Genomic DNA, 25163 nt, shown 5'->3' with positions numbered 1-25163 from the left:
GGAAGTTCTTCAGCTCTTCGATTGGCAGATCGTAGCCGGTGAGGTGCAGCAGGCTGTAGATCAGCATCGAGCCGTGACCGTTGGACAGCACGAAGCGGTCGCGATCGGCCCAGGACGGGTTCTGCGGGTTATGGTTCAGGAAATCACGCCACAGGACTTCGGCAATGTCAGCCATACCCATCGGGGCACCCGGGTGGCCGGATTTGGCTTTCTGTACTGCGTCCATGCTCAGGGCTCGCAGCGCGTTGGCGCACAGGCTGCGGGTGGTTTTTGTGGTATTCATAAGTCTCTTTTCCTGCCCTTACAGCATCTGCTGAATCTGATTTTCCAGTTTGACCTGATCGACCGCGAACAGGCGGATACCTTCCGCCAGTTTTTCCACCGCCATCGGATCCTGATGATGTTGCCAGAGGAACTCCGCCTGAGTCATCGGGCTGGGGCGGGTTTCCGTCACGCAGCCGGGCGCCAGCTGGCGACTCAGCGTCCCTTCACTGGCGGCCAGTTCATCAAGCAGCGCCGGGGAGATAGTCAGGCGATCGCAACCTGCCAGCGCCTGGATCTGCTCGATACGGCGGAAGCTGGCCCCCATCACCACGGTGTCGTAGCCGTGCGATTTGTAGTACTGATAAATCTGGCGCACGGAAACCACGCCCGGATCGCTGTCGACCTGATACTCCGACTGCGGTTGGTTTTTCTGATACCAGTCGTAAATACGCCCTACGAACGGCGAGATTAAAAAGACGCCGGCTTCGGCGCAGGCCCGCGCCTGGGCAAAGGAGAACAGCAGGGTCAGGTTACAGTTGATACCGCTTTGTTCCAGCTCCTCTGCGGCGCGAATCCCCTCCCAGGTGGCGGCAAGTTTGATGAGGATGCGTTCCGGCCCGACGCCGTTCTTTTCATACATCTGAATAAGCTTGCGCGCCTTCGACACGCACATCCCGCGATCCCAGGCAAAACGGGCATCGACTTCGGTAGAAATACGCCCGGGCACATGACGCAGCACCTCGGTACCGATATCCACCGCCACCTGATCGCAGGCGTTTATCAGCTGCGTTTCCGGGCTGCCGCCCTGCCGACGCGCCTTGCCGATGGCGTCGGCAATGAGTGCCTGATACTGCGGGAGCTGCGCGGCCTTCAGCACCAGTGAAGGGTTGGTAGTCGCATCCTGCGGGGCAAATTTTTTAATCGATTCGATATCGCCGGTGTCGGCAACCACCGTGGTGTATTTTTTCAGTTCGTCTAACTGGCTCATAGTCTGTTCCTTATATTACGACTGCGGATATTAATCTCTGGCATGCTGGTGTTCGTAATAGTCGATACGCTCCACTTTTGACGCGGAGCCGCCGCCTTCATATTCGGATTCAAGCCAGGCCTGAATAATTTTTTTGCCCAGCTCCGGGCCAATCACGCGCGCGCCAAGAGTGATAATCTGCGCGTTATTACTTTTGCGCGCCCGCTCGGCGGAGAAAGTATCGTGGCATTGGGCGGCTCGTATCCCCGGCACTTTATTCGCCACAATGCTCATTCCAATACCGGTGCCGCAAATCAGGATGCCGCGATCGTGCTCGCCCTGCTTTATTGACATTGCCACCGCGTGGGCAACATCCGGGTAGACCATGCTGCCCTGGCGTTTATCGCTGCTGTAATCCGCGACCTTAATTCCCTGCCCATTCAGATAAGCGACGATAGCGTCGCGAAAAGCATAGGCGGCATCATCCGCACCAATAGCGATTGTTTTCATGATAATTTCCTTAATTTAGCTGTACGTCTTAATTTAGTTCCGGATAGAAAAAGATTTGGTCGCCACACTGAATATTCTGGGGGACGTCACCATTGAGATGCACCATCCCCGGTAATTCAGCGGTGGCAGCGCCATCAAATTTTAAAGTGATATGGCCAAGCTGTTTTAAATTTGCCGTTGCAACACCACCTACCGCCGTGACTCGATAAATAGTCTCATTTATTTTCATTATCTGCCCGGGTGCCAATTCAGCTGTCAGCTCACTGCTCTGATGTACGGCGCAATACATCGCAATATCGTCAGGAACGGATTCAGAAAATAAAATCAGCTGATGCTCCTGTAGATAGTCTTTGACATATTTCCCGACAGCCGTGATAAGTAATGAATACAACGGCGCAGTCATATTATTTGTTCCCTTTGGTGGCAGGCGAAGATAACGTCACTTTCTCTTCACTGGTTTCTTCTTTTACCGGTTCAATCCTCGGCGCGCGCTTTTTCAGACGCTTATCAAACCAGGCCACCAGTATCGGCGCGGTAATCATGGTGATGATGCTCGCCGTCGCCAGCTGCGCGGTCGCGGCATCCACGTACATCGCCAGCGAGGGATCGGCCTGAGCCACCATTGCCGGCGTCAGCGCAGAGCTGGCGGCGGTTGTCCCCAGCGCGGCGCCCAGCGCGGTTTTCTTCTTCAGGAACAGGTTGTAGATAAAATAGAACACAATGCCGGTTAGCGCAGAGATAATGCCAAGCAGGATCCCGGACAGTCCGGCGGTAAAGACCGTGTTAATGCTGGAATTGGCGCCGATGGCAAACGACATAATAATGATAATCAGCGGCTGAGCGGCGGCGCACAGCTGTTTGAAACGCTCATCAAGGTTGCCCCACAGCATACCAATCAGCAGCGGGATAAGCATCGATAGCAGCGCGGCGAAAGGAATATTGGCCAGGCCGCTGACCCCCAGCACCATCATGGTAACAAAGGGCCCATCCTTGACGCAGAAGACGGAGATCGCCCCGGCATCGCTGGCATCGCCGTAGTTGCTGCACAGCGCGATATATAGCGAGCTGTTGGAGCTGGTTAAACAGGCAATCAGCGCCAGGGTCGAAATACCGAGGAAACCGTTGGGGCCAAACATCGCCCCGGCCACCCATACGGCCAGCGCGCCGGCGAGGCATTTCAGCAACAACAGCACCGCGCCTTTATAGAGCGGCAGGCCGGCCTGGCGGATATTGATCGAGGTACCACAAATCAGCAGAAAAATCCCCATCATTGCGCTGGAACCGACTTTGAATAATGCGGTCGTCGGGCCGCCGATGCCCAGGACTTCTGGAGCAAAGGTATTAATAAGAATCGCCACGAGCAACGGAATAATAATTAAACCGCCTGGCACCTTATTCATCTTCTCTAATATATTTATGTTCATAGGGTAACTCATAAATTATGATTCAACAGAGATAACGACGCAATACTACCCGGACGACCATTACGTCGCTTTTTATTTATATGACCTGTGGGTTATAGCTGCGCTTCTTTATAAATTCTTTCAACAATTGTACTAATAATATCTTCTGGTCCGGTTAAACCGCCTTTGCCGACGCAAATCAACCCCGCATAATCGCCGCCGATAATACGCACCATATCGGTTTGCGGTATCACGTAGTCGATCATTTCAATCCCGGTCGCGCCAAGCTCTTTAAGAACATTCACCATCGTATCGCCGCCGGTCATATACAGGCCTTTAATTTCTCCGGCTGCGCAGTTAAGCACTTCACGAACAATATTCCCCAGTCCCTGGTTAATATTTTCCGCAGCCTGTCCGTGGACCAGCCCAAAGCGCTGCTCTTCTTCCTGAAGATTCAGCAGCCGCCCGGTTAACGCGGATTCAAAAACGAAGATAGCGTTCTGCTGCGCCGGCACGCACTGCCGGGCATGCTGCACCACGCGATTCACTTCGATTTCAGCGGCGTTTTTCCTGTCAACCAGCAGTTCGGCATCAACAGGGATGTGACACACTCTTTCATCATTAGCGATCAGGTACTGAAGCTGCTTTTTGGTCACCGGCGTGGCGCTACCGGCAACCACCAGAATCGAACCGCGCGGGTTTTCCGCCCCTGACGACGCTGTTGCGCTGCTGCGCGCTTCCCGCATCAGGCCACGACGGACCGCAAGCCGCTCGGTAAAAGGCCCCGGGTCGACCGCCAGCACGTTCCAGTTCAGCGCCACCACCGCCCCGGCAATCGCATCGACATCGTCAACGGTAATCGCATCGACGACGATCACCCGCACGCCGCGCTGCTGCTGTTCCTGGAGATCCCGCTGCAGTTGCTCCTCGCCTTTCATTACCGACGCCAGCGCGATATGCCCGACCTGATGATGGGTCTGCGCCGCCAGCAATCCCGGCACCCAGGATTCGGTAACCGGAGTACGCACATCGCGTGCGACATCGGTTCGCGAAAGCGCGACGGAGTCAATTACCGAATAGCCGCCAACCAGAATTCGCCGCGACTGCGGCATCGCCGGCACGACGACGGCAACCGTTTCCAGCGGCAATTGTTCCAGCATGGCATCAATTTCAAAGCCGATGCCGCCGCGCAGCGTGGTATCAATACGCTTGGTAAAGTAGTGCGCGCCGCGCGCCTGCAGCTGCTTCACCGCGGCGCTGACCTGCTGCTGGGCTTCCGCTTTCGGCAAAGGACGGCTGTCGCTGCTGACGACCATCGCCGGATACTCCACCTCATTGCGGGCGAAGGATTCAGTATCGAAGAACGCGGCGGTTTTTAACCCGCTACGCGCCAGCAGCACCCCGACGGTGGTCGCACCGGTCAGATCGTCGGCCACGATCCCCAGCTTACCGCCTTCCCCCTGCGGCCAGATCATTTCAATACAGGCGGGCGTCACGCCGGAGACGTAGATCCCTTCATGAATAAACTCCGCCAGCGGACCACTTTTACCGGTGGGATGGAGGTTAATCGTCGGAATACCGCGTTTGGGATAGAGACCGCAGCGTAGCGTGCCGCCGCAGTCGATAACCATCAGACCGATCTCCTCTTCCGGCGGCTCGCCGTTTTTAAATACGTCGACGGAAGGCCAGCCGGTCAGTTCGCTCAGGCGCTCAACAACCGGGGGACAAATCCCCCCGGTGATATAAGCAATCTTTTTCGCCTGGCTAATATTAATGGTCAGCGGCCCGCCCCAGCCCTTACAGCCTTTGCTAATTAACAGATGTTTTTCCATTTCTCTGCCCTTTTGCTTCGCATTAACCTCAGCGATTAGTGGTTTTTCATTTTCCAGTAGCTCACCGCGGCCATTGTGGACTCCAGCATACTGACGGTGCCCGCTTTACCGGTGCCGGCAATATCAAACGCCGTGCCGTGGTCTACCGAGCTACGCATAAACGGCAGGCCAAAGGTAATGGTCACGGAACGCTCAAAATCGAGGGTTTTACAGGCGATATGCCCCTGATCGTGGTAAAGCGAGAGGATGGCGTCATAGCGCCCCTGTTTACCCAGATGGAAGACGGAATCTGCCGGCACCGGGCCGATGGCGTTAATCCCCATTTCCTGCGCCGCTTTGACTGCCGGGATGAGGTTATCGGCTTCTTCGTGGCCAAACAGGCCGTTGTCTGAACCATGCGGATTCAGCGCGGCTACCGCAATGCGCGGATTTTTGATATTCAGCGCGGTAAACTCATGGTGGATCTGCTGCACGCAGGCCAGAACGCGCTCTTTATTGGCGTAATCGCAGGCGTCTTTAAGCGCCATATGACGGCTCACGAAGAAGACCCGTAGGTTATGAACGTGGAACATGGTCAGGCCATAATCGGATTGCGTTTCAACCTGATAGATCTCGGTATGACCCGGCAGTTTACACCCCGCCAGCTTGATTGCTTCTTTATGAATCGGCGCGGTAGAGACCACATCGATCAGGCCGGCTTTCCCCAGTTCGATAGATTTCAGCACATAGTCCAGCGACATCTGCCCCGCCAGCTTCTGCACTTTGCCCCATTCAATGCTCTCGCAGTCATACTCACCGGTTTCCAGCACGTCCACCGTACCCCAGCTGAAGCGAGCTTCCTGCGGATGGCTAATTTTGTTAATCGGAAAATCACAGCCCATGATTTTCATTGCTCTGGCGATAATCGGCGCTGAGCCAATCAAAAAAGGTTTGCACTCGTCGTAGACGCTTTTCTCCATCATCGTCGCGACTGAAATCTCCGGACCAATCCCGGCAGGATCGCCAATGGTAAGTGCGACAACGGGCTTTTTCTCTTGTGACATCGTGGACCTCTCGTAGTGAAGTTCGGTTTGTTCATATGTTCAATAGTGAATCATATGCTCAAAACATTACCTGATGATTGAGAGGTTATTGGTGATTTAGATCACATAAAAAAATCCATAGATTTATTTTATAAAAAAATGTGATCTAACATATGTTCATTGGGTGATAAAAAGTTCAATCTCTCTCATAAGCGAAAGCCATTTCACGACAAGCTATTGATTTACCTATTATGGAGAACAAGATGGAACAAATCTGGTTAGGAACCAGCTGGAAAATGAATAAACCGTTATCGCAAGCCATGGCCTTTTGTGAAACGCTGGCGCAGCGGTTACCGCAGGTGAGGCATCCGAAAATCCAGCCGTTTATTATTCCCCCTTTCACCGCCATTTATCCCGTCAGCCAGTATCTACAGCAGCATCAGATCCCCTGCCTGACCGGCGCGCAGAATATGCATGAAGCGGAAAACGGCGCCTGGACCGGTGAAATTTCCGCCGCCATGCTGGCTGAAACCGGCGCCTCCCTGGTCGAGCTTGGTCACTCCGAGCGTCGCGGCGCGTTCAATGAATCCGACGCCGCCATTAACCAAAAAGTGCATCGCGCCCTGCGTCACGGCCTTCGACCTCTGATCTGTATCGGCGACAGCGCCGATGAAAAACGCTGGCAGGTCTCACGGGAAACGGTAGTGCGGCAGATGAAAATCGCGCTTTATGGCCTGAATGAACAGCAGGTTTTACACACTCTGGTTGCCTATGAGCCCATATGGGCTATCGGCGAACACGGCACGCCGGCGACGCCGGAGCAGGCCGCAGAGATCCACCGGGCGCTGCGTCAGGCGTTATGCGAGACCTTCGGCGAAGAAATCGGACGGCGCATTCCCCTGCTGTACGGCGGTAGCGTCAATCGGCAAAATGCCGTAGAACTGCTTCAGCAGGATGACATTAACGGACTGTTTATTGGCCGCGCGGCATGGGATGCCAACGGCTATTGCGACATTGTTCAACGCGTTACAGAGGAATTTATTCTTCAGGCGCAGTAGTATTAGGGAGACATCAAAGATGGAAACACCAGGCGATAACTATGACTGAACAAGACTCAGATTATGCGCTGCTGACAGAAATTGCCGTGGCCTATTACGATCAGGAGCAAACCCAGGAAGAGATTGCAAAACGCTTTGGGATCTCACGCATTAAGGTCGGTCGGTTGCTGAAAAAAGCTCGCCACGAAGGGATTGTCGAGATCAGCGTGAAATACCACCCGGTCTTCAGCTCCCAGATTGAGCAGCAGTTTATCTCCCATTTCGGCATCAAGCGCGCGCTTATCGCCCTGGACCATCACGACGAGGATGAACAGCGCCAGCAGGTCGCGGCGCTGGTCAGCAACTATCTCGCCGGGATCCTCAAAAGCGATATGACCGTGACCGTCGGGCAGGGTCGCAACGTCGCCGCCGTGGCCAACCACGTGGGGATCTTTCCAGAGCGCAACTGTCGCTTTATTTGCGGTATCGGCGGCACCAAGCGCGACAACCAGCTGATCGATGCCGATCACATCAGTCGAAACCTGGCGCGTAAATTCAACGGTTTTAGCGAAACGCTGTACGCCCCGGCCTATGTCGAAACGCCGGAACTGCGCTCAGCGTTTATGCAAAACCGGCTGATTAAAGCCACGCTCGAACAGGCAAGCAAGGCGGATGTAGCCATCATTGGCCTTGGCGATATGAACGAAAATAGCTTTATGGTGCAGCTCGGCTGGTTCTCCCCACAGGAAATTGCGACCGCGCGCCAGGAACAGGGCGTAGTGGGCGATCTCGCTGGCTATAGTTTTTTCAATATTCAGGGTAAACCGGTTGATACGGTGATGAACGATCGGGTTATCGGCCTGAGCCTTGAACAGCTTCGCGCCATCCCGTGCGTGATCGCCATTGCTTCGGAAAGCACCAAGGCAACGGCGATCCTCGGCGCGCTGCGCACCGGCGTAATTGATGTGCTGGCCACCAGCGCATCTAATGCCCGGGCGGTGATCAATATGCAGAAGGCGCTATGAATAAAGGGCGCCGAGGCGTCCTGAATTTCATGAGCGGCCTGCCCAGGCGATTGCCGTACGCTTTTTCCGGGCGGTGGCAAAAGCCGGGATTATTTCTTGCCCTGATTTTTCGTTAAGACAGCATCAAGCTTGCCCGCAATATCATTCAGCGGCTTCCACAACGCGCCCAGCACGATAAGCGGCCCGAACCACGCCGAATCGCCCTGCGCGCTCTGGCCCTCAATCAGCAGATACAGCAGATGAAACAGGCAGGAAGCCGCGGATACGACGCCGAGAATAAGAGAGAGGATGAACAGAATATTTCTGCTATCAGAAAGACGAGGCAGGCCATACTGACTCCACAGACCAACCCCCACTGCGGCCAAAAATATCGCAGCAGATAGTGCTAATGGGCTATCCATAGCCACTCCTGTTTTCCGTAACGCGGTATTGGTGAGGTTGCGTCTACCCGGCCAGCTGTTTCAGCAGCTTTTCCACAAAGCGCGGCACTTCTTCGCTTGCCGGGCCATAGTGTTTCTCGGCAAATTCGCTGCCTACCTGGCTTGGTTCGAGATTTAGTTCAACCGTGTGGGCGCCCTGCAGCCGCGCTTCATGGACAAACCCTGCCGCCGGATAAACGTGCCCGGAAGTACCGATGGCGATAAAGATATCCGCCTCCGCCAGCGCCAGGTAGATTTCATCCATATCCAGCGGCATCTCGCCGAACCACACCACGTGCGGGCGCAGCGGCGCGGGAAACTGGCAGCAGTGACACTTATCTTCCGTCGTCACATCACCGGTCCACGCCACCACCTGGCCGCTCCACGAACAGCGCACCTTCAGCAGCTCGCCGTGCATATGGATCACCCGACGGTTGCCCGCGCGCTCGTGCAGATTATCGATATTCTGGGTCACCAGTAGAAAATGGTCACCCAGTCTCTCTTCCAGCCGCGCCAGCGCCTGATGCGCCGCATTGGGCGCAATGTCCGGGCTTTGCAGCTGACGACGGCGATCGTTGTAAAACGCCTGCACCAGCGCCGGGTCGCGGGCGAACCCTTCCGGCGTTGCGACGTCTTCTACCCGATGCTCCTCCCACAGGCCGTCGGCGGCGCGGAAGGTTTTAATTCCCGACTCCGCCGAAATACCCGCGCCGGTTAGCACCACGACTCTTGGTTTTTCCATCGTTTCAGGTGTCTCCTTATCTTCGCCGAAGAAAATCCGCTGACGCAGACGGTCTCGTAACCGACGCTTATTGCGGCGAAATCGGCTTAATCGATGTAAGCGGCGCGACTGCATAGCTACCTCTGTCGTTAATGAGTCAGATGAAGGAAGGCCGCACCGCGCATACCTCCCGCATCGCCATGACGCGCGCGTTCGATGCGCGGCACGCTGGCAACGGGGAGCAGATGTCGCGGCAGGCGCTGCGCCAGCCCTTCGGTTATTGCTGTAAAGTTAGACAATCCCCCGCCCAACACCAGCAGATCCGGGTCGACAATCGTTAAAATATTGCCCAGGCACACCGCCAGCAGATCGAGATAGCGCTCAACGTGCTCGCGCGCCTTCGCGTCGCCCTGCTGCCAGAGCGCGACGATCTCGGGTGAGGTTAAGGATTGTTGGTAAAAATGGTGGTACAGCCAGGCAAAGCCGCGTCCGGAAAGGTAGTTTTCAATGCAGCCCAGTTGGCCGCAGCCGCAGCGCGTAAGCGGGAAATCGCGCCCTACGACTTCCAGCGCATCCACCGGCAGGCGGATATGGCCGAATTCGCCGGTTATATAGCGATGCCCGGTAATCGATTTACCGTTGAGCACCAGCCCGCCGCCAACGCCGGTGCCGAGGATCATCCCCATCACCAGCGGGTATTGGGTAAATTCGTCGTCCCACGCTTCGGAGAGGGCAAAACAGTTGGCATCGTTATCAAGCCGCACATCGCGCCCCAGCCGCTTGCTCAGATCGGCCCGCAGCCGTCTGCCGCTGGCGGCAGGGACGTTGGCGGCATAGAGCGTACCGTCTTCCGTCTCCGGCATGCCGGGAATACCGATGCCCACCGAACCCTGACAGCCGAAGCGCTGGTCGGCCTCCGCCACCAGCGCTTCTACCGCTTGCAAAAAATCTTCATAGCTCTCTTTTGGCGTGGCGACGCGTTTTTCCCACTGCAGCCGCCGCGCGTTATCAAATACGCCCAGCGCTATTTTGCTGCCGCCAATGTCAAATCCATAGTACATTTCAGCCATTCCTCTTTACCGATCGGCAACGCCGACCATGACGATAAATTACTGGCCACTCAGCACCCTCGCCGGGTCAATGCGGCTGGCGCGGCGGGCGGGATACCAGCTGGCCAGCAAACTCAGCAACAGTGCCGTCACCAGCACGTAAACGACGTCCAGCCAGTGCAGTTCAGACGGCAGGAAGTCAATAAAATAGATGTCGCCGGAGAGGAATTTATGCCCGATCAGATCCTCAATACCGTTAATGATTGCGGTCAGCTTAAATGCGCAGATAACGCCAATAGCCACGCCAATCAGGCTACCTACCGAACCGGCAAGTAAACCATACCATACGAAAATCGCGCGGATCAGCCCGTCTTTTGCGCCAAGCGTGCGCAGCACCGCAATATCGCCGCTTTTATCTTTCACCGCCATCACCAGGGTCGAGACGATGTTAAAGCAGGCCACGCCAATCACCAGCACCATCGCCAGATACATAATGGCGCGAATCATCTGAATATCCCGGTACATATAGCCGTAGGTACCGATCCAGCTTTTGATGTAAACGTAGCTGTTGGTCACTTCGCCCGCATCGCGTACCAGCGTATTGGCATGAAACACGTCGGTCACTTTGATAGCGATCCCCGTCACGCTGCTGCCCATATCCAGGTACTGCTGCGCATCCTGCATGGGAATCATGGCAAAACTATGATCGAGCTGGCCGCTGAGCTGCAAAATGCCGGTAACATGAAGCCTGACGCGCTTTGGCTGCAGCAGCTGGTGCTCGGCATCGGAGTTAGGGATCATGATCGACACCCAGTCGCCCTGCTTGACGTGCAGCGCATCGGCAACGCCTTTACCGAGGATCACCTGCTGCTCGCCGGCTTTAAAGCTGGCCCACGCATTGTTCTGCACAAAGTTGGGTAACGAACTGAGACGGCTTTCCTGCTGCGGGTCGACGCCTTTCACCTGAATTGCGCGCATGTTGCTGCCGCTCTCCACCAACCCGGTGAAGTTAATATAAGGCGCCGCGGCAACGATACCTTTGACCTTTTCAACCTTCGCCAGCGCCTCGTTCCAGTTGTTCCACGGCTGGTTTACCGGCTCAATTTCACCGTGCGGTACCACCGCCAGAATGCGGTTATTGAGCTCGCGTTCGAAGCCGTTCATCGCGCTCAGGCCAACGATCAACACCGCCACGCCCAGCGCGATACCGATCGTCGAAATAACCGAAATCAGCGACACCATCCCACCGCGCCGCCGTCCACGGCTAAAGCGCAGGGCAATCAATAACGATAACGGAGAAGCCATTACTCAGCCCCCATCAGGGAGAGTTCGGCTGTCAGGCGCCCGTCGCGCATCTCCAGCTGGCGGCTCATGCGTTTTGCCAGCTGGAGGTCGTGCGTCACCACCAGGAAGGCGGTACGCTGGGCGACGTTCAGCTCGCCAAGCAGCTGAAAAATGCTGTCGGCGTTGCGGGCGTCAAGGTTACCGGTGGGTTCGTCCGCCAGCACCAGACGCGGTTTATTAACCAACGCACGAGCAATCGCGACGCGCTGACGCTCGCCGCCGGAGAGCTCCGACGGACGGTGATCGCTACGGTGCTCAAGCCCAACGGAGCGCAGCATCGCTTTCGCCTGACGCTCGATATCCGCCGCCTTCTGTTTACCAATCAGCAGCGGCATCGCTACGTTTTCCAGGGCAGTGAAATCCGGCAGCAGATGGTGAAACTGATAGATAAAGCCCAGTTCGCGATTGCGCAGATCGGCGCGGGCGGCGGCGGAGAGCCGGCTCATTGGCTGGCCGGAAAAGATAACGTCACCGGAGGTTGGCGTGTCCAGGCCGCCCAGCAGATGCAGCAGCGTACTTTTGCCGGAACCGGAGGTACCGACAATCGCCATCATCTCGCCCTCTTCAATGCTGAAGCTGACATCGTGCAACACGTCGGTCTGCACGGTGCCTTCCTGATAGCGTTTGCACAGGTTGTCGCATTGCAGCAGGATCTTATTCATAACGTAAAGCCTCAGCGGGTTGAGTGGCGGCAGCGCGCCATGAAGGATACAACGTAGAGAGTAATGCCAGCGCCATGGCCACGAGGGCAATGACGATGACCTGCAGCGGCTCAATAGCCACCGGCAGCGCGGCGCCGTCGAGGAACGCGCCGATAATCGGCATCAAATTATTGAGCTGGCTGGCAAGCAGCGCGCCCAGCCCGGCGCCGAGCAGCGCACCGACGATCCCGGCGCTGGCCCCCTGGACCATAAATACCAGCATGATCTGCCGCGGCGTCAGGCCGAGGGTCTGCAGGATCGCCACTTCACCCTGTTTTTCCATCACCATCATGCCCAGAGAAGTAATGATGTTAAAGGCGGCCACGGCGATAATCAGGCTCAGCAGCAGGCCCATCATATTTTTTTCCATCCGCACGGCCTGGAACAGTTCGCCTTTTCGCTCTCGCCAGTCCTGCCATTTGGTGCCTTCCGGCAGTTTCTGCTGGCTGAGCGTGTCGACCTGCAGAGGCTGATTCAGCCACAGACGCCAGCCGGTAATGTTCCCCTGGGGGTAACGCATCAGGCGAGAAGCATCGTCGATATTGGTCAACATCTGATAGCCATCGACTTCGCTGCTGGCGGCAAAGGTACCGATCACGTTGAACAGGCGCTGGCTGGGAAGCCGCCCCATCGGGGTAAACTGGCTGGCGGAAGGCACCATCACGCGGATCCGATCGCCGCGGTTGACCCCCAACTGCCCTGCCAACTGCTCACCCAGGATGACGTTATATTTTCCGGCCTGCAGATCGCTCTGCTTCACGTTAACCAGATAAGGGGTCAATGGATCTTTTTGCGCCGGGTCGATGCCGAGCATCACGCCAACCGCTACGCTGCGGGCGCTTTGCAGCACCACATCGCCGGTGGTCAGCGGCGCCACGCGGGTGACGCCCTGTAGTCTGGCTGTGCTTTCCGGCAGTTTTTGCGGGTTTATAGACCCCTGCTGTGCGCTGAGAATGGCCTGCGGCATCAGCCCCAGGATGTTGTTTTGCAGCTCGCGCTCAAAGCCGTTCATCACCGAAAGAACGGTCACCAGCGCCATCACGCCAAGCGTAATGCCAATAGTGGAAAGCCAGGAGACGAAACGACCGAAGCGGTCGGCTGCGCGCCCGCGCATATAGCGAAGGCCGATAAAAAGTGCGGCAGGTTGATACATGTAATCCATCTGATTGCTGATAGCCGATGTCCGAGTATATAAGCGATTATGAGCAGCGTAAATGACTGAAACCTGTAGATTTTATTGGCAAAATCAGTAAAAAATCAATATAAACAACAACATAGAAACATAAGTCGTTATTTAACTTTACGCTTATCGGAGTTCGTTACATTTTCGTCCGTAACATGACATTTGCGATACGGGTTGGCGAATCCTGGTCGATCGCTGATAATCAGACTATTGAATATCAGCGAGTTGCCCTCCATATCGGCAGAGCGAATCCTCAAGAGATCATGATACCGTCTATGCCTGAACAATACCGATACTCTCTGCCGGTTAAAGCCGGCGATCAGCGCCAGCTTGGCGAACTGACCGGCGCGGCCTGCGCCACTCTGGTGGCTGAAATGGCCGAGCGCCACGGCGGCCCGGTGGTACTGATAGCCCCCGATATGCAGAACGCCCTGCGTCTGAATGATGAAATCAGGCAGTTTACCGACAGCATGGTAGCAGGCCTGGCGGACTGGGAAACGCTCCCCTACGATAGCTTCTCTCCGCACCAGGATATTATCTCTTCACGTCTCGCCACCCTGTACCAGCTCCCGACCATGGAACGCGGCGTGCTGATCGTCCCGGTCAGCACTCTCATGCAGCGCGTCTGTCCGCATAATTTCCTCCACGGCCACGCGCTGGTGATGAAAAAAGGCCAGCGGCTGTCGCGGGATGCGCTGCGCTCGCAGCTGGATAGCGCCGGCTATCGTCACGTCGATCAGGTCATGGAGCACGGCGAGTACGCCACGCGCGGCGCATTGCTTGATCTGTTCCCGATGGGCAGCGAGCAGCCCTACCGTCTCGATTTTTTTGATGATGAGATCGATAGCCTGCGTCTGTTCGACGTCGACAGCCAGCGAACGCTGGAGGAAGTCGCCAGTATCAACCTGCTTCCGGCGCACGAATTTCCGACCGACCAGGCCGCTATCGAGCTGTTTCGCAGCCAGTGGCGCGACCGCTTCGAGGTTAAGCGCGACGCCGAGCATGTTTATCAGCAGGTCAGTAAAGGCACGCTGCCTGCGGGGATCGAATACTGGCAGCCTCTGTTCTTTAACGAACCGCTGCCGCCGCTGTTCAGCTATTTCCCGGCGAAAACGCTGATCGTCAACACCGGCGATCTCGAAGCCAGCGCCGAACGCTTCCAGAATGAAACCCGCGCTCGCTTTGAAAATCGCGGCGTTGATCCGATGCGTCCGCTTTTGCCGCCGGAGCAGCTGTGGCTGCGCAGCGATGAACTGTTCAGCGAGCTGAAAAAATGGCCGCGCGTGCAGCTCAAAACCGAACGCCTGGCGGAGAAGGCCGCTAATACCAATCTCGGCTATCAAAAATTACCCGAGCTGGCGATTCAGGCGCAGAACAAAGCGCCGCTGGATAACCTGCGCCGATTCCTCGAATCCTTTAGCGGGCCGGTGATTTTCTCGGTTGAGAGCGAGGGACGCCGCGAAGCACTCGGTGAAATGCTGGCCCGCATCAAGATCGCGCCAAAGCATATTTTGCGTCTTGAAGAGGCGACGGGTAACGGCCGCTATTTGATGATCGGCGCCGCCGAGCATGGCTTTATTGATAGCCAGCGCAACCTGGCGCTGATTTGCGAAAGCGACCTGCTGGGCGAGCGCGTTGCCCGCCGTCGTCAGGATTCACGCCGCACCATCAATCCGGATACGTTGATTCGTAACCTGGCGGAGCTGCATATCGGTCAGCCGGTGGTGCATCTTGAGCATGGAGTTGGGCGCTATGCCGGAATGACGACCCTTGAAGCGGGCGGCATTAATGGCGAATACCTGATGCTGACCTACGCCAACGACGCCAAACTGTACGTCCCGGTATCCTCACTGCATCTGATTAGCCGCTATGCGGGCGGGGCGGAAGAGAATGCGCCGCTGCATAAACTGGGCGGCGACGTCTGGGCGCGAGCGCGGCAGAAAGCGGCCGAGAAAGTGCGCGACGTGGCCGCCGAGCTGCTGGATATCTATGCCCAGCGCGCGGCGAAAGCCGGCTATGCGTTTAAACATGATAAACAGCAGTATCAGCTGTTTTGCGACAGCTTCCCGTTCGAGACCACGCCCGACCAGGCGCAGGCTATTAACGCCGTCCTGAGCGATATGTGCCAGCCTCTGGCGATGGACCGTCTGGTGTGCGGCGATGTTGGCTTCGGCAAAACGGAAGTGGCGATGCGCGCCGCTTTCCTGGCGGTCGAAAACCATAAGCAGGTGGCGGTGCTGGTGCCAACCACCCTGCTCGCCCAGCAGCACTTCGATAACTTCCGCGATCGCTTTGCTAACTGGCCGGTGCGTATTGAGATGCTTTCGCGCTTTCGCAGCGCCAAAGAGCAGGCGCAGATCCTTGAGCAAGTCGCGGAAGGAAAAATCGATATTCTTATCGGCACCCATAAACTGCTGCAGCCGGACGTTAAGCTGCGCGATCTCGGTCTCCTGATTGTTGATGAAGAGCACCGCTTTGGCGTGCGTCACAAAGAGCGCATCAAGGCAATGCGCGCCGACGTCGATATCCTGACCCTGACCGCGACGCCTATTCCGCGCACGCTGAATATGGCGATGAGCGGTATGCGCGATCTTTCGATCATCGCCACGCCGCCCGCCCGCCGTCTGGCGGTCAAAACCTTCGTGCGCGAATATGACGCGCTGGTGGTACGCGAGGCGATCCTGCGTGAGGTGCTGCGCGGCGGCCAGGTTTACTACCTCTATAATGACGTGGAAAACATCCAGAAAGCCGCCGAGAGGCTGGCGGAGCTGGTGCCGGAAGCGCGCATTACCATCGGTCATGGACAGATGCGCGAGCGCGAGCTCGAGCGGGTGATGAACGATTTCCATCACCAGCGTTTTAACGTGCTGGTCTGTACCACCATTATCGAAACCGGGATCGACATACCCACGGCGAACACCATTATTATTGAGCGTGCCGATCACTTCGGCCTGGCTCAGCTGCATCAGCTACGCGGACGCGTTGGCCGGTCGCACCATCAGGCCTATGCCTGGCTGCTGACGCCGCATCCGAAAGCGATGACCCCCGATGCGCAAAAACGCCTTGAGGCTATTGCATCGCTGGAAGATCTCGGCGCTGGCTTTGCGCTGGCGACCCATGACCTCGAAATTCGCGGCGCGGGCGAGCTGCTGGGCGAAGATCAGAGCGGTTCTATGGAAACCATCGGCTTCTCCCTCTATATGGAGCTACTGGAAAACGCCGTTGACGCGCTGAAGGCCGGGCGCGAGCCCTCGCTGGAAGATCTCACCAGCCAGCAAACCGAAGTTGAGCTACGGATGCCGTCGCTGCTGCCAGACGACTTTATCCCGGATGTGAATACTCGCCTGTCGTTCTACAAACGCATTGCCAGCGCGAAGAGTGAGAATGAGCTGGAGGAGATCAAAGTCGAACTTATCGATCGCTTTGGCCTGCTGCCGGATCCGGCCCGCAATCTGCTCGATATCGCCCGGCTGCGCCAGCAGGCGCAGAAGCTGGGGATCCGCAAGCTTGAGAGCAACGAAAAAGGCGGCACCATTGAGTTTAACGAGAAGAATAACGTTAATCCGATGTGGCTGATTGGCCTGCTGCAGAAGCAGCCGCAGCACTATCGACTGGATGGCCCGACGCGCCTCAAATTTACGCAGGACCTCGCCGAGCGTAAAACGCGGATGGACTGGGTGCGCCAGTTTATGCTTCAGCTGGAAGAGAACGCCACCGCTTAACGGTGCCCCGGGATACGATCCGCGCGTCGTATCCCGGCCCCCTCATATTCGGCAAAATTTACAAACATTTTGCAATCCCTCTGCACTTCCACACACTCGTTCGACCATAATCTCAGGGACTTTTCGTATAAAAATAACCACTTACTTGATATGGAATTAAGGTGATGAAGAGCTTTTCGCGACTTTCTTTCTGGCTGGGGATGATGGCTATCGCCGCCGCGCTGGCGCTGCCCGCTCGCGCCAATACCTGGCCCCTGCCGCCTCCGGGCAGCCGTCTGGTCGGGCAGAACCAGTTCCACGTGGTCGAGAATAATGGCGGCTCGCTGGAAGCGATCGCTAAGAAGTACAACGTCGGTTTTCTGGCCCTGCTTCAGGCGAACCCCGGCGTGGATCCTTACGTTCCGCGAGCCGGTAGCGTACTGACCATCCCGCTGCAAACGCTGTTGCCCGACGCGACGCGGGAAGGGTTAGTCCTTAACCTGGCCGAACTTCGTCTCTATTACTATCCGCCGGGCAAAAATGAAGTGACCGTGTACCCTATCGGCATCGGCCAGCTCGGCGGTGATACCATCACCCCAACGATGGTCACCACCGTATCCGACAAACGCGCCAACCCAACCTGGACGCCTACGGCCAATATTCGCGCCCGCTATAAGGCGATGGGCATTGACCTGCCTGCCGTTATGCCCGCCGGGCCGGATAATCCGATGGGCCACCACGCCATTCGTCTGGCAGCGTACGGCGGCGTCTACCTGCTACACGGCACCAACGCCGATTTCGGTATCGGCATGCGCGTAAGCTCCGGCTGTATTCGTCTGCGCGATGATGATATCAAAGCGTTGTACAATGAAATTAGCCCGGGCACCCGAGTGACGATAATCAATACGCCCATTAAGGTATCCGTTGAGCCGAACGGTACCCGTCTGGTAGAAGTGCACCAGCCGCTGTCAAAGCATATTGACGACGATCCGCAGACCCTGCCGATTACGCTCACTGACAGCATGCAGGCTTTCAAACAGGCGCAGTTGACCGATACCGAAGTGATGGAACGTGCAATGATGCTGCGCTCCGGTATGCCGGTTGATGTGACCCGTCACCCCCGGGCCAGCGAACAGTCGCTATAGTTCATCCGCTAACGGACGTAAAAAAACCGCCTTCAGTTCACTGAGGCGGTTTTTTTATGGCAATAATCAAACAGAGTACAGCTTTACTGCGTTTCGCGGCGCCATAAAGGGGTGGGCGCCGCATCTCAGCAGGGAATAACTTACTTCTTACTTCGCGCGGTCAACTGAAGGGGGTCAGAACCGCGCGTGGTCAGTGGCAAAACAGGGGTGGTGCTAAATTATTTATAGATAACCGCGGTTCCGTGAAGGGTATTTGGACCGGTTACTGAAGTGATACGGTAAGAGGTTGCACCCATCTCTTCCGCTTTTTGCGCCAGCTGATCTTCCAGAGAACCCAGGTTGGTGCCAGCAGAGGCGGAAACGGTACCGATTTTATGCTGGCCTGCCGGAGTGGATTGAACTTCAACAGCGGCAAAGCTGGCGAAAGAGAGCGAGCTGAGAACAGCGGCGATGGCCAATGTTTTAACATTTTTCATGATTATTAAACCTGTGCAGATGAATATTTTTGTAGGGACGAACGCATTTACTTAACGATCGATAGGTAAATAATAATGTGATCCACATCACACGTCAAACTATTTTTATAACGTTCGTTTAACTATTTACAAACAGCTTAAAATTCATACATATATGAATTATTTATTTTTAGGCCTGCATCGCTGGCAGCCCATCAGCTTTATTTTTATAATGCTTCTTCAACACACCAACACAGGTACAGCGGCACCATGACAACTGACGTTCAAAGTTGCACGAAAAAAAGCCGTGGCCGACCTAAAGTGTTCGACAGGGAAGCGGCGCTGGATAAGGCCATGACACTCTTCTGGCAGCACGGCTATGAAGCCACCTCTCTCGCCGATCTGGTCGAAGCGACGGGCGCAAAAGCGCCAACGCTTTATGCCGAATTCGTGAATAAAGAGGGGTTGTTTCGGGCGGTGCTGGATCGCTACATCTCGCGTTTTGCCGCCAGGCATGAGGCGCTTTTGTTTGACGACGAGAAAACCGTCGATCGGGCCTTGCGCGATTATTTCACCGCCGTCGCGACCTGCTTCACCAGCAAAGAGACGCCGGCAGGCTGTTTTATGATCAATACCTCTGCGGCGCTGGCGGCCTCCTCAACCGATATCGCCAATACCGTGAAGTCGCGGCACGCGATGCAGGAACAGACGCTCACTCATTTTCTCCAGCAGCGGCAGCTGCGCGGCGAACTGCCGCCAGACGGCGATGTTCATCAGTTGGCGCAGTTCCTGAACTGTATACTGCAGGGGATGTCCATCAGCGCCCGCGAAGGCGCCGATTTCACTAAAATCATGCAAATTGCCGAAACCACGCTGCGGTTGTGGCCCCAGGTTCTTCAGCGCTAATTTCTCCTTTACCGGTGGGCGCACCACCGGTTTCACCCCGCCTTACCCACACATTACGTCATGTTTTCAGTCGTTTATTTCTTTTTTTCTCGAGAATGATATTGATAACAATAATCAATACGGGCAGAATTCAGCCTTAAACATTTCTGTTTATTTCACCCTGTAACAACCGGTGCACCCGTACCGGAAAATTAAAACAACGATATCGTTAGCCCTAACTAATTCGAGTTGCAGGACAAGGTACTTGTGCCTTGATCTGCGCTAGTGCTGGCCCCGTAGGGGCCAGCGCCATGGATGGGCCGAGTAATCCAAAGCCAACACCTGCGACTTGAAGAATGACGGGCATAAACTCATAAAAGGAATGAGCATGAACAAGCGTCTCTGGGTACTCAACCCACTGCTGCTGGCAACCGCCCTGCCCGCCTGGGCCGCTGATGACAATATGATCGTCAGCGCTAACCGAACGCATCGCACCGTCGCTGAAATGGCGCAGACCACCTGGGTCATTGAAGGCCAGGAGATTGAACAGCAGGTACAGGGCGGTAAAGAATTTAAAGATGTGCTTGCGCAGCTGATCCCTGGCATCGACGTCAGCAGCCAGGGACGCACCAACTACGGCATGAACATGCGCGGCCGCGCGATCGTCGTCCTGATCGATGGCGTTCGCCTTAACTCCTCCCGTACCGACAGTCGCCAGCTGGATTCAATCGATCCGTTTAACATTGAACACATTGAGGTGATCTCCGGCGCCACCTCGCTCTACGGCGGCGGCAGTACCGGTGGTCTTATCAATATCGTCACCAAAAAGGGACAACAAGAGCGTCAGGTCGATCTGGAACTGGGAGGCAAATCCGGCTTTGCTAATAGCAACGATCGCGATGAACGCGTGGCGGCAGCGGTCAGCGGCGGTACCGACCACGCTTCCGGTCGTTTGTCGGTCGCTTATCAGCGCTTCGGCGGCTGGTATGACGGTAACCACGATGCGCTAATCCTGGATAATACCCAGACCGGCCTGCAGCATTCCGATCGCCTCGACGTCATGGGGACGGGAACCATTGAAATTGACGATAACCGTCAGCTGCAGCTGGTTACGCAGTATTATAAAAGCCAGGGCGACGATTATGGCCTGTACCTGGGGAAAAATATGTCGGCGGTGACCGGCGACGGCAAGGCCTTTACCACCGATGGTCTGAACTCGGACCGCGTACCCGGCACCGAGCGTCACCTCATTAGCCTGCAGTATTCCGATGCCGATTTCCTTGGCCAGAACCTCGTCAGTCAGGTTTATTATCGCGATGAATCCTTGTCCTTTTATCCCTTCCCTACGCTGAGCAAAGGCCAGGTTAGCAGCTTCTCATCCTCAAAACAGGATACCGATCAATACGGGGCGAAAGTCACCCTTAACAGCCAGCCGCTGGACGGATGGGACCTGACCTGGGGGCTGGATGCGGACCACGAAACGTTCAACGCCAATCAGATGTTCTTCGATCTGAATCGATCAATGTCTTCCGGGGGCCTGAATAACCAGGCAATCTATACCACTGGCCGTTATCCCGGCTACAGCATTACCAACCTGGCGCCGTTCCTGCAGTCCAGCTACGATCTGAACGATATTTTCACCCTCAGCGGCGGCGTACGTTACCAGTGGACGGAAAACCGGGTCGATGACTTTGTTGGCTATGCCCAGCAGCAGGATGTCGCCGGCGGTAAGGTCAGCTCGGCGGATGCCATTCCGGGCGGAAAAACCGATTACGATAACTTCCTGTTTAACGCCGGGATCGTTGCTCATCTCACCGACCGCCAGCAAACCTGGTTTAACTTCTCTCAGGGCGTTGAGCTACCGGACCCGGGGAAATACTACGGCATCGGCAAGTACGGCGCGGCGGTCAACGGCCATCTCCCGCTTCTCTCCAGCGTTAACGTCGGCGACTCGCCGCTGCAGGGGATCAAAGTCAACTCTTACGAACTGGGCTGGCGCTATACCGGTGATAACCTGCGCACCCAGCTGGCGGCATACTATTCGACCTCCGATAAGACGATTGTCGTTAACCGTACCGACATGACCATCGACGTGCAGTCCGATAAACGCCGTATTTACGGCCTTGAAGGGGCCGTAGATTACTTCTTCCCGAATAGCGACTGGAGCGCCGGAGCTAACTTTAACGTGCTGAAATCTCAGGTGAAGAGTGACGGTAGCTGGCAGAAGTGGGACGTGACGCTCGCCTCGCCGGCAAAAGCCACCGCCTGGGTTGGCTGGGCGCCCGAACCGTGGTCGCTGCGGGTACAGAGCCAACAGGTATTCGATCTCAGCGATGCCAGCGGCAATAAGCTTGATGGTTATAATACCGTGGACTTTATCGGCAGCTACGCGCTACCTCTTGGCAAACTGACCTTCAGTATCGAGAACCTGCTTAATGAAGATTATGTCACCGTCTGGGGCCAGCGCGCGCCGCTGCTCTACAGCCCAACCTACGGCAGCAGCTCTCTGTACGAATATAAAGGTCGCGGCCGTACCTTTGGCCTGAACTACGCACTGAGCTTCTGATAAAAAAAGCCCCTCGGCCTGAGCGACTGAGGGGCTAATAGAGATAAACATCTTTTTTACGCTTTGTTAGTCAGAATCAGTTGACCATTGCTGTCCAGCGGGATTTGCGCGCCGGGGTCGCGATCCATACGGATTTTGCCCTGCTGGTCGCCGATTTTGTAAGTGACGTCATAGCCGAGCATTTTTTCCGATTTGTCATACACCGTTTTACAGCGCTGCTGCGTGGTTGTGTAGGTGTCCCCTTCCTGCATTGAGCCCTGAATCTGGTTACCAGCATAGCCGCCGCCCAGCGCGCCCACGACGGTGGCAACGTCGCGGCCGCGGCCGCCGCCGAACTGATGACCAATCACCCCGCCGGCCACTGCGCCTAAGACTGAACCGGCAATACGGTTTTCATCCTGCACCGGGCGACGATGAGTGACGGTGACGTTTCGGCACTCTTTACGCGGGGTTTTAATGCTCTCTTTTATCGGCGTACTGGACACCACCTGCGCATACTGCGGTCCGCGATCTAACACGTTAAGACCGGCAACGGCTGCAACGCCCAGCGCGGCAGCCACGCCAATCCCTATACCCGCCAACATAGATTTATTCACGGGACATCCTCCTTTGTTGCTATTACCGCTAAGTTTGACGCTCAGCCATAAGCCTTGCAAATAAGAAAGCGGATGAAAAGTGCGTGAACGTACGGCAAATCAAGGTGATTCGGAGAAATCTGAGGGGGTTTTACGGAAAAGACAGGAGGATATTCTGGATATTTCCGGGGGAAAGCTTAGCGGAGGGATCCGGGCGACAGCACCTTTTGGCTCTGCCGCCCGAACAACATTAATGCAGCTTCAGACGCGGGCGAATAATACGGTTGATACGCCCTACCAGCATCATCAGGCCGGTTTTGAAGTAACCGTGCAGCGCAATCTGGTGCATACGATACAGAGAGATATAGACGAAACGCGCAATGCGCCCTTCGATCATCATTGAACCGCGCATCAGGTTGCCCATCAGGCTGCCCACGGTGGAATAGTTGGAGAGCGACACCAGCGAACCGTGATCCTTATAGGTATAGGCTTTAAGGGGTTTACCTTTCATCTGCGCCAGAATGTTGTGCAGAGCGCAGGTCGCCATCTGGTGCGCAGCCTGAGCGCGCGGTGGGACAAAACCGCCTTCAGGACGGGCGCAGGAGGCGCAGTCGCCGATGGCGTAGATATCCTCGTCGCGAGTGGTTTGCAGCGTCGGCTCAACCACCAGCTGGTTAATGCGGTTGGTTTCCAGGCCGCCAATCTCTTTCATGAAGTCCGGCGCTTTAATGCCGGCCGCCCAGACCATCAGATCCGCGTTAATAAATTCGCCTTCTTTCGTGTGCAGACCGTTAGCATCGGCGCTGGTGACCATGGTTTTGGTCAAAACGCGAACGCCCAGCTTGGTCAGCTCGTTGTGCGCCGCGCCGGAGATACGTGGCGGCAGTGCCGGCAGAATACGCTCGCCGGCTTCAACCAGCGTCACGTTCAGAGCTTCGTTAGTCAGACCTTTATAGCCGTAGCTGTGCAGCTGCTTCACCGCGTTATGCAGCTCGGCCGACAGCTCAACGCCGGTTGCGCCGCCGCCTACGATGGCGATATTCACCTTACCGTCCGCCCCAAGATTCGCCGAGTACTTGAGGAACAGATCCAGCATTTCCTGATGGAAACGACGCGCCTGATGCGGGTTGTCGAGGAAAATGCAGTTTTCTTTAACCCCTGGCGTATTGAAGTCGTTAGAGGTACTTCCCAGCGCCATCACCAGCGTGTCGTAAGGCAGCTTACGCTCAGGTACCAGCAGCTCACCCTTTTCGTTACGCAGTTCAGCAAGGGCGATCGTTTTGGTCTCGCGGTTAATATCCACCACTGACCCCAGCTGGAACTGGAAGCCGTGGTTACGGGCGTGGGCCAGGTAGCTCAGCGCGTCTACACCTTCATCAAGTGAACCGGTCGCTACTTCATGTAGCAGCGGTTTCCACAGGTGGCTGTGGTTACGATCGACCAGCGTAATTTTGGCTTTCTTATTGCGGCCCAGCTTTTTACCCAGCTGGGTAGCCAGCTCCAGCCCACCGGCACCACCACCCACAATCACTATTTTTTTCAATGGTGTAGTCACGCGACCCCCTAAAATTATTAACCAATTGTTAATTAAAAGTTATTGATATAGCCTTTAATTAACAACAGGTTACGGCATTGAAACCATTCAGCGAGATCGAGAATAACATGAACGGTGCATTGGTCATACCAAAATTGATATGCATCAAGTTTTACTGCATATTTTTTGAGCGCGCAATCGCAGAAATGGATAAAAAAAGCCCGCATTGTTTTCACATTGCGGGCCGGGAGCGATCAGCCGAGGGTTTTGAAGGCTTTTATTCGCTGGAGATGCGGGGAGATATTTTTAAACTTGTGGGTCTGTTCTTCATCCCAGATGATCTCATAGTAGTGGTGCAGCAGGTCCGCAGAACGCTGGCTATCCAGCGCTTCATCCTGTCGTGACAGCACCACCAGGCAGCGGTCGCGGTTTTTTTCACGGAAATTATTCACGCACTTGGTGGCGATATCCGCATACTCTTCCGGCCGGTCAATCTTGCCTTCCATGTTTTCATCAGGAAACAGGTTGGGGTTGAAAACGGCCTGGCGAATATCGCAAAGAAAGCCAATTCTCTCCGCCCAGAAACCACCGAGACCCACGCCGCAAATGAGGGGTCGATCGTCGGCGCTTAGCTGCAGCATTTTATCGACTTCTTTTAACAAATGCTGCATATCATGTTTAGGATGCCGCGTGCTGTAGCTAATCAACCGGACATCGGGGTCAATAAACTGAAGCTGTAGCACCTTCTCATGGTTACCGGGGCTGTTTGAGTCAAAACCATGTAAATAGATAATCATCGCATCCTCACCAGACAACAACGCCTTT

22 protein-coding genes and 2 pseudogenes are annotated in these 25163 nt (G+C 55.7%); 6 read left to right on the top strand and 18 right to left on the bottom strand.

Translation table 11 applies throughout. The annotated features are described in order from the left end of the window. From K2184_RS21670 to pdxA, 7 genes and pseudogenes are all read right to left on the bottom strand, one after another. A pseudogene (locus K2184_RS21670) lies at nt 1–283 on the bottom strand (transketolase); the annotation flags it as partial. Nucleotides 284–301: 18 nt separating this feature from the next. Beyond that, entirely contained in the window at nt 302–1252 is a 951-nt protein-coding gene (gene tal / locus K2184_RS21665) for a transaldolase (protein ID WP_004112205.1), read from the bottom strand. 30 nt (nt 1253–1282) lie between these two features. After that, a complete protein-coding gene (gene rpiB / locus K2184_RS21660; protein ID WP_004101165.1) occupies nt 1283–1741 on the bottom strand; it encodes a ribose 5-phosphate isomerase B in 459 nt (152 codons plus the stop codon). Between the two features lie 28 nt (nt 1742–1769). Next, nucleotides 1770–2144, bottom strand: a complete 375-nt coding sequence (locus K2184_RS21655) for a PTS glucitol/sorbitol transporter subunit IIA (RefSeq protein WP_032745215.1) — start codon at nt 2142–2144, stop codon at nt 1770–1772. A gap of 1 nt (nt 2145) precedes the next feature. Then, nucleotides 2146–3165, bottom strand: coding sequence for a 2-keto-3-deoxygluconate permease (locus tag K2184_RS21650; protein WP_049128058.1), 1020 nt, complete (start codon nt 3163–3165; stop codon nt 2146–2148). Between the two features lie 92 nt (nt 3166–3257). After that, on the bottom strand, nt 3258–4976 hold the full coding sequence (locus K2184_RS21645) for a four-carbon acid sugar kinase family protein (RefSeq protein ID WP_016807639.1): 1719 nt from the start codon (nt 4974–4976) through the stop codon (nt 3258–3260). Nucleotides 4977–5011: 35 nt separating this feature from the next. Next, nucleotides 5012–6019 (bottom strand): 4-hydroxythreonine-4-phosphate dehydrogenase PdxA, encoded by a 1008-nt coding sequence (gene pdxA, locus K2184_RS21640; protein ID WP_049127932.1) that lies wholly within the window; start codon nt 6017–6019, stop codon nt 5012–5014. Between the two features lie 242 nt (nt 6020–6261). Between pdxA and K2184_RS21635 the strand changes: the two genes are divergently transcribed. Beyond that, entirely contained in the window at nt 6262–7056 is a 795-nt protein-coding gene (locus tag K2184_RS21635) for a triose-phosphate isomerase (protein ID WP_004112199.1), read from the top strand. Between the two features lie 41 nt (nt 7057–7097). Continuing rightward, entirely contained in the window at nt 7098–8060 is a 963-nt protein-coding gene (locus tag K2184_RS21630) for a sugar-binding transcriptional regulator (protein ID WP_004101147.1), read from the top strand. An 89-nt stretch (nt 8061–8149) separates the two neighbouring features. On the opposite strand, the gene K2184_RS21625 is transcribed toward K2184_RS21630, so the two are convergent. The 7 genes and pseudogenes from K2184_RS21625 to K2184_RS21595 form a co-directional block, all read right to left on the bottom strand. Beyond that, nucleotides 8150–8461, bottom strand: a complete 312-nt coding sequence (locus K2184_RS21625) for a hypothetical protein (RefSeq protein ID WP_163525376.1) — start codon at nt 8459–8461, stop codon at nt 8150–8152. A gap of 43 nt (nt 8462–8504) precedes the next feature. After that, nucleotides 8505–9335 carry a Sir2 family NAD+-dependent deacetylase gene (gene cobB, locus K2184_RS21620; protein WP_004101139.1) on the bottom strand — a complete coding sequence of 277 codons (831 nt, stop codon included), beginning with the start codon at nt 9333–9335 and terminating at the stop codon, nt 8505–8507. Nucleotides 9336–9349: 14 nt separating this feature from the next. Further along, the gene (gene nagK, locus K2184_RS21615) at nt 9350–10261 is read right to left on the bottom strand and encodes an N-acetylglucosamine kinase (protein WP_049127927.1); all 912 of its coding nucleotides are present in this window, start codon (nt 10259–10261) and stop codon (nt 9350–9352) included. Between the two features lie 48 nt (nt 10262–10309). Further along, the gene (gene lolE / locus K2184_RS21610; protein WP_004112196.1) at nt 10310–11554 is read right to left on the bottom strand and encodes a lipoprotein-releasing ABC transporter permease subunit LolE; all 1245 of its coding nucleotides are present in this window, start codon (nt 11552–11554) and stop codon (nt 10310–10312) included. After that, nucleotides 11554–12255 carry a lipoprotein-releasing ABC transporter ATP-binding protein LolD gene (gene lolD / locus K2184_RS21605; RefSeq protein WP_004101134.1) on the bottom strand — a complete coding sequence of 234 codons (702 nt, stop codon included), beginning with the start codon at nt 12253–12255 and terminating at the stop codon, nt 11554–11556. The genes lolE and lolD overlap by 1 nt, the downstream gene beginning before the upstream one ends. After that, on the bottom strand, nt 12248–13447 hold the full coding sequence (gene lolC, locus K2184_RS21600; protein ID WP_017146117.1) for a lipoprotein-releasing ABC transporter permease subunit LolC: 1200 nt from the start codon (nt 13445–13447) through the stop codon (nt 12248–12250). Before lolC ends, lolD begins: the two co-directional genes overlap by 8 nt. Nucleotides 13448–13632: 185 nt before the next feature. Continuing rightward, nucleotides 13633–13713 (bottom strand): annotated as a pseudogene (locus K2184_RS21595) (hypothetical protein); the annotation flags it as partial. Between the two features lie 39 nt (nt 13714–13752). Between K2184_RS21595 and mfd the strand changes: the two are divergent. Both mfd and ldtC read left to right on the top strand, forming a co-directional pair. Beyond that, nucleotides 13753–17199 (top strand): transcription-repair coupling factor, encoded by a 3447-nt coding sequence (gene mfd / locus K2184_RS21590; protein ID WP_017146119.1) that lies wholly within the window; start codon nt 13753–13755, stop codon nt 17197–17199. A 164-nt stretch (nt 17200–17363) separates the two neighbouring features. After that, the gene (gene ldtC, locus K2184_RS21585) at nt 17364–18323 is read left to right on the top strand and encodes a L,D-transpeptidase LdtC (RefSeq protein WP_004112192.1); all 960 of its coding nucleotides are present in this window, start codon (nt 17364–17366) and stop codon (nt 18321–18323) included. 218 nt (nt 18324–18541) lie between these two features. Here the strand turns inward: ldtC and bhsA are convergent, their stop codons facing one another. Further along, complete coding sequence (gene bhsA / locus K2184_RS21580) at nt 18542–18799, bottom strand: multiple stress resistance protein BhsA (RefSeq protein ID WP_004131427.1); 258 nt, start codon at nt 18797–18799, stop codon at nt 18542–18544. Between the two features lie 249 nt (nt 18800–19048). Here bhsA and K2184_RS21575 point away from each other — a divergent pair, with 249 nt between their 5' ends. Together K2184_RS21575 and K2184_RS21570 are read left to right on the top strand one after the other, a co-directional pair. Next, nucleotides 19049–19684 carry a TetR/AcrR family transcriptional regulator gene (locus K2184_RS21575; protein ID WP_004101129.1) on the top strand — a complete coding sequence of 212 codons (636 nt, stop codon included), beginning with the start codon at nt 19049–19051 and terminating at the stop codon, nt 19682–19684. Nucleotides 19685–20051: 367 nt separating this feature from the next. After that, on the top strand, nt 20052–22229 hold the full coding sequence (locus K2184_RS21570) for a TonB-dependent siderophore receptor (protein ID WP_163525374.1): 2178 nt from the start codon (nt 20052–20054) through the stop codon (nt 22227–22229). 56 nt (nt 22230–22285) lie between these two features. Here the strand turns inward: K2184_RS21570 and K2184_RS21565 are convergent, their stop codons facing one another. From K2184_RS21565 to ycfP, 3 genes are all read right to left on the bottom strand, one after another. Next, nucleotides 22286–22825 carry a glycine zipper 2TM domain-containing protein gene (locus K2184_RS21565; protein WP_004101127.1) on the bottom strand — a complete coding sequence of 180 codons (540 nt, stop codon included), beginning with the start codon at nt 22823–22825 and terminating at the stop codon, nt 22286–22288. 229 nt (nt 22826–23054) lie between these two features. After that, a complete protein-coding gene (locus K2184_RS21560; protein ID WP_004101125.1) occupies nt 23055–24359 on the bottom strand; it encodes an NAD(P)/FAD-dependent oxidoreductase in 1305 nt (434 codons plus the stop codon). A 233-nt stretch (nt 24360–24592) separates the two neighbouring features. Then, nucleotides 24593–25135 carry an alpha/beta hydrolase YcfP gene (ycfP, locus tag K2184_RS21555; protein ID WP_004101110.1) on the bottom strand — a complete coding sequence of 181 codons (543 nt, stop codon included), beginning with the start codon at nt 25133–25135 and terminating at the stop codon, nt 24593–24595. Between the last annotated feature and the right edge of the window lie 28 nt (nt 25136–25163).

It is taken from the genome of Klebsiella sp. K5-306 (assembly GCF_051835185.1).
Classification (GTDB): domain Bacteria; phylum Pseudomonadota; class Gammaproteobacteria; order Enterobacterales; family Enterobacteriaceae; genus Klebsiella; species Klebsiella oxytoca.
This window is presented reverse-complemented; position numbering and strand designations above follow the sequence as displayed.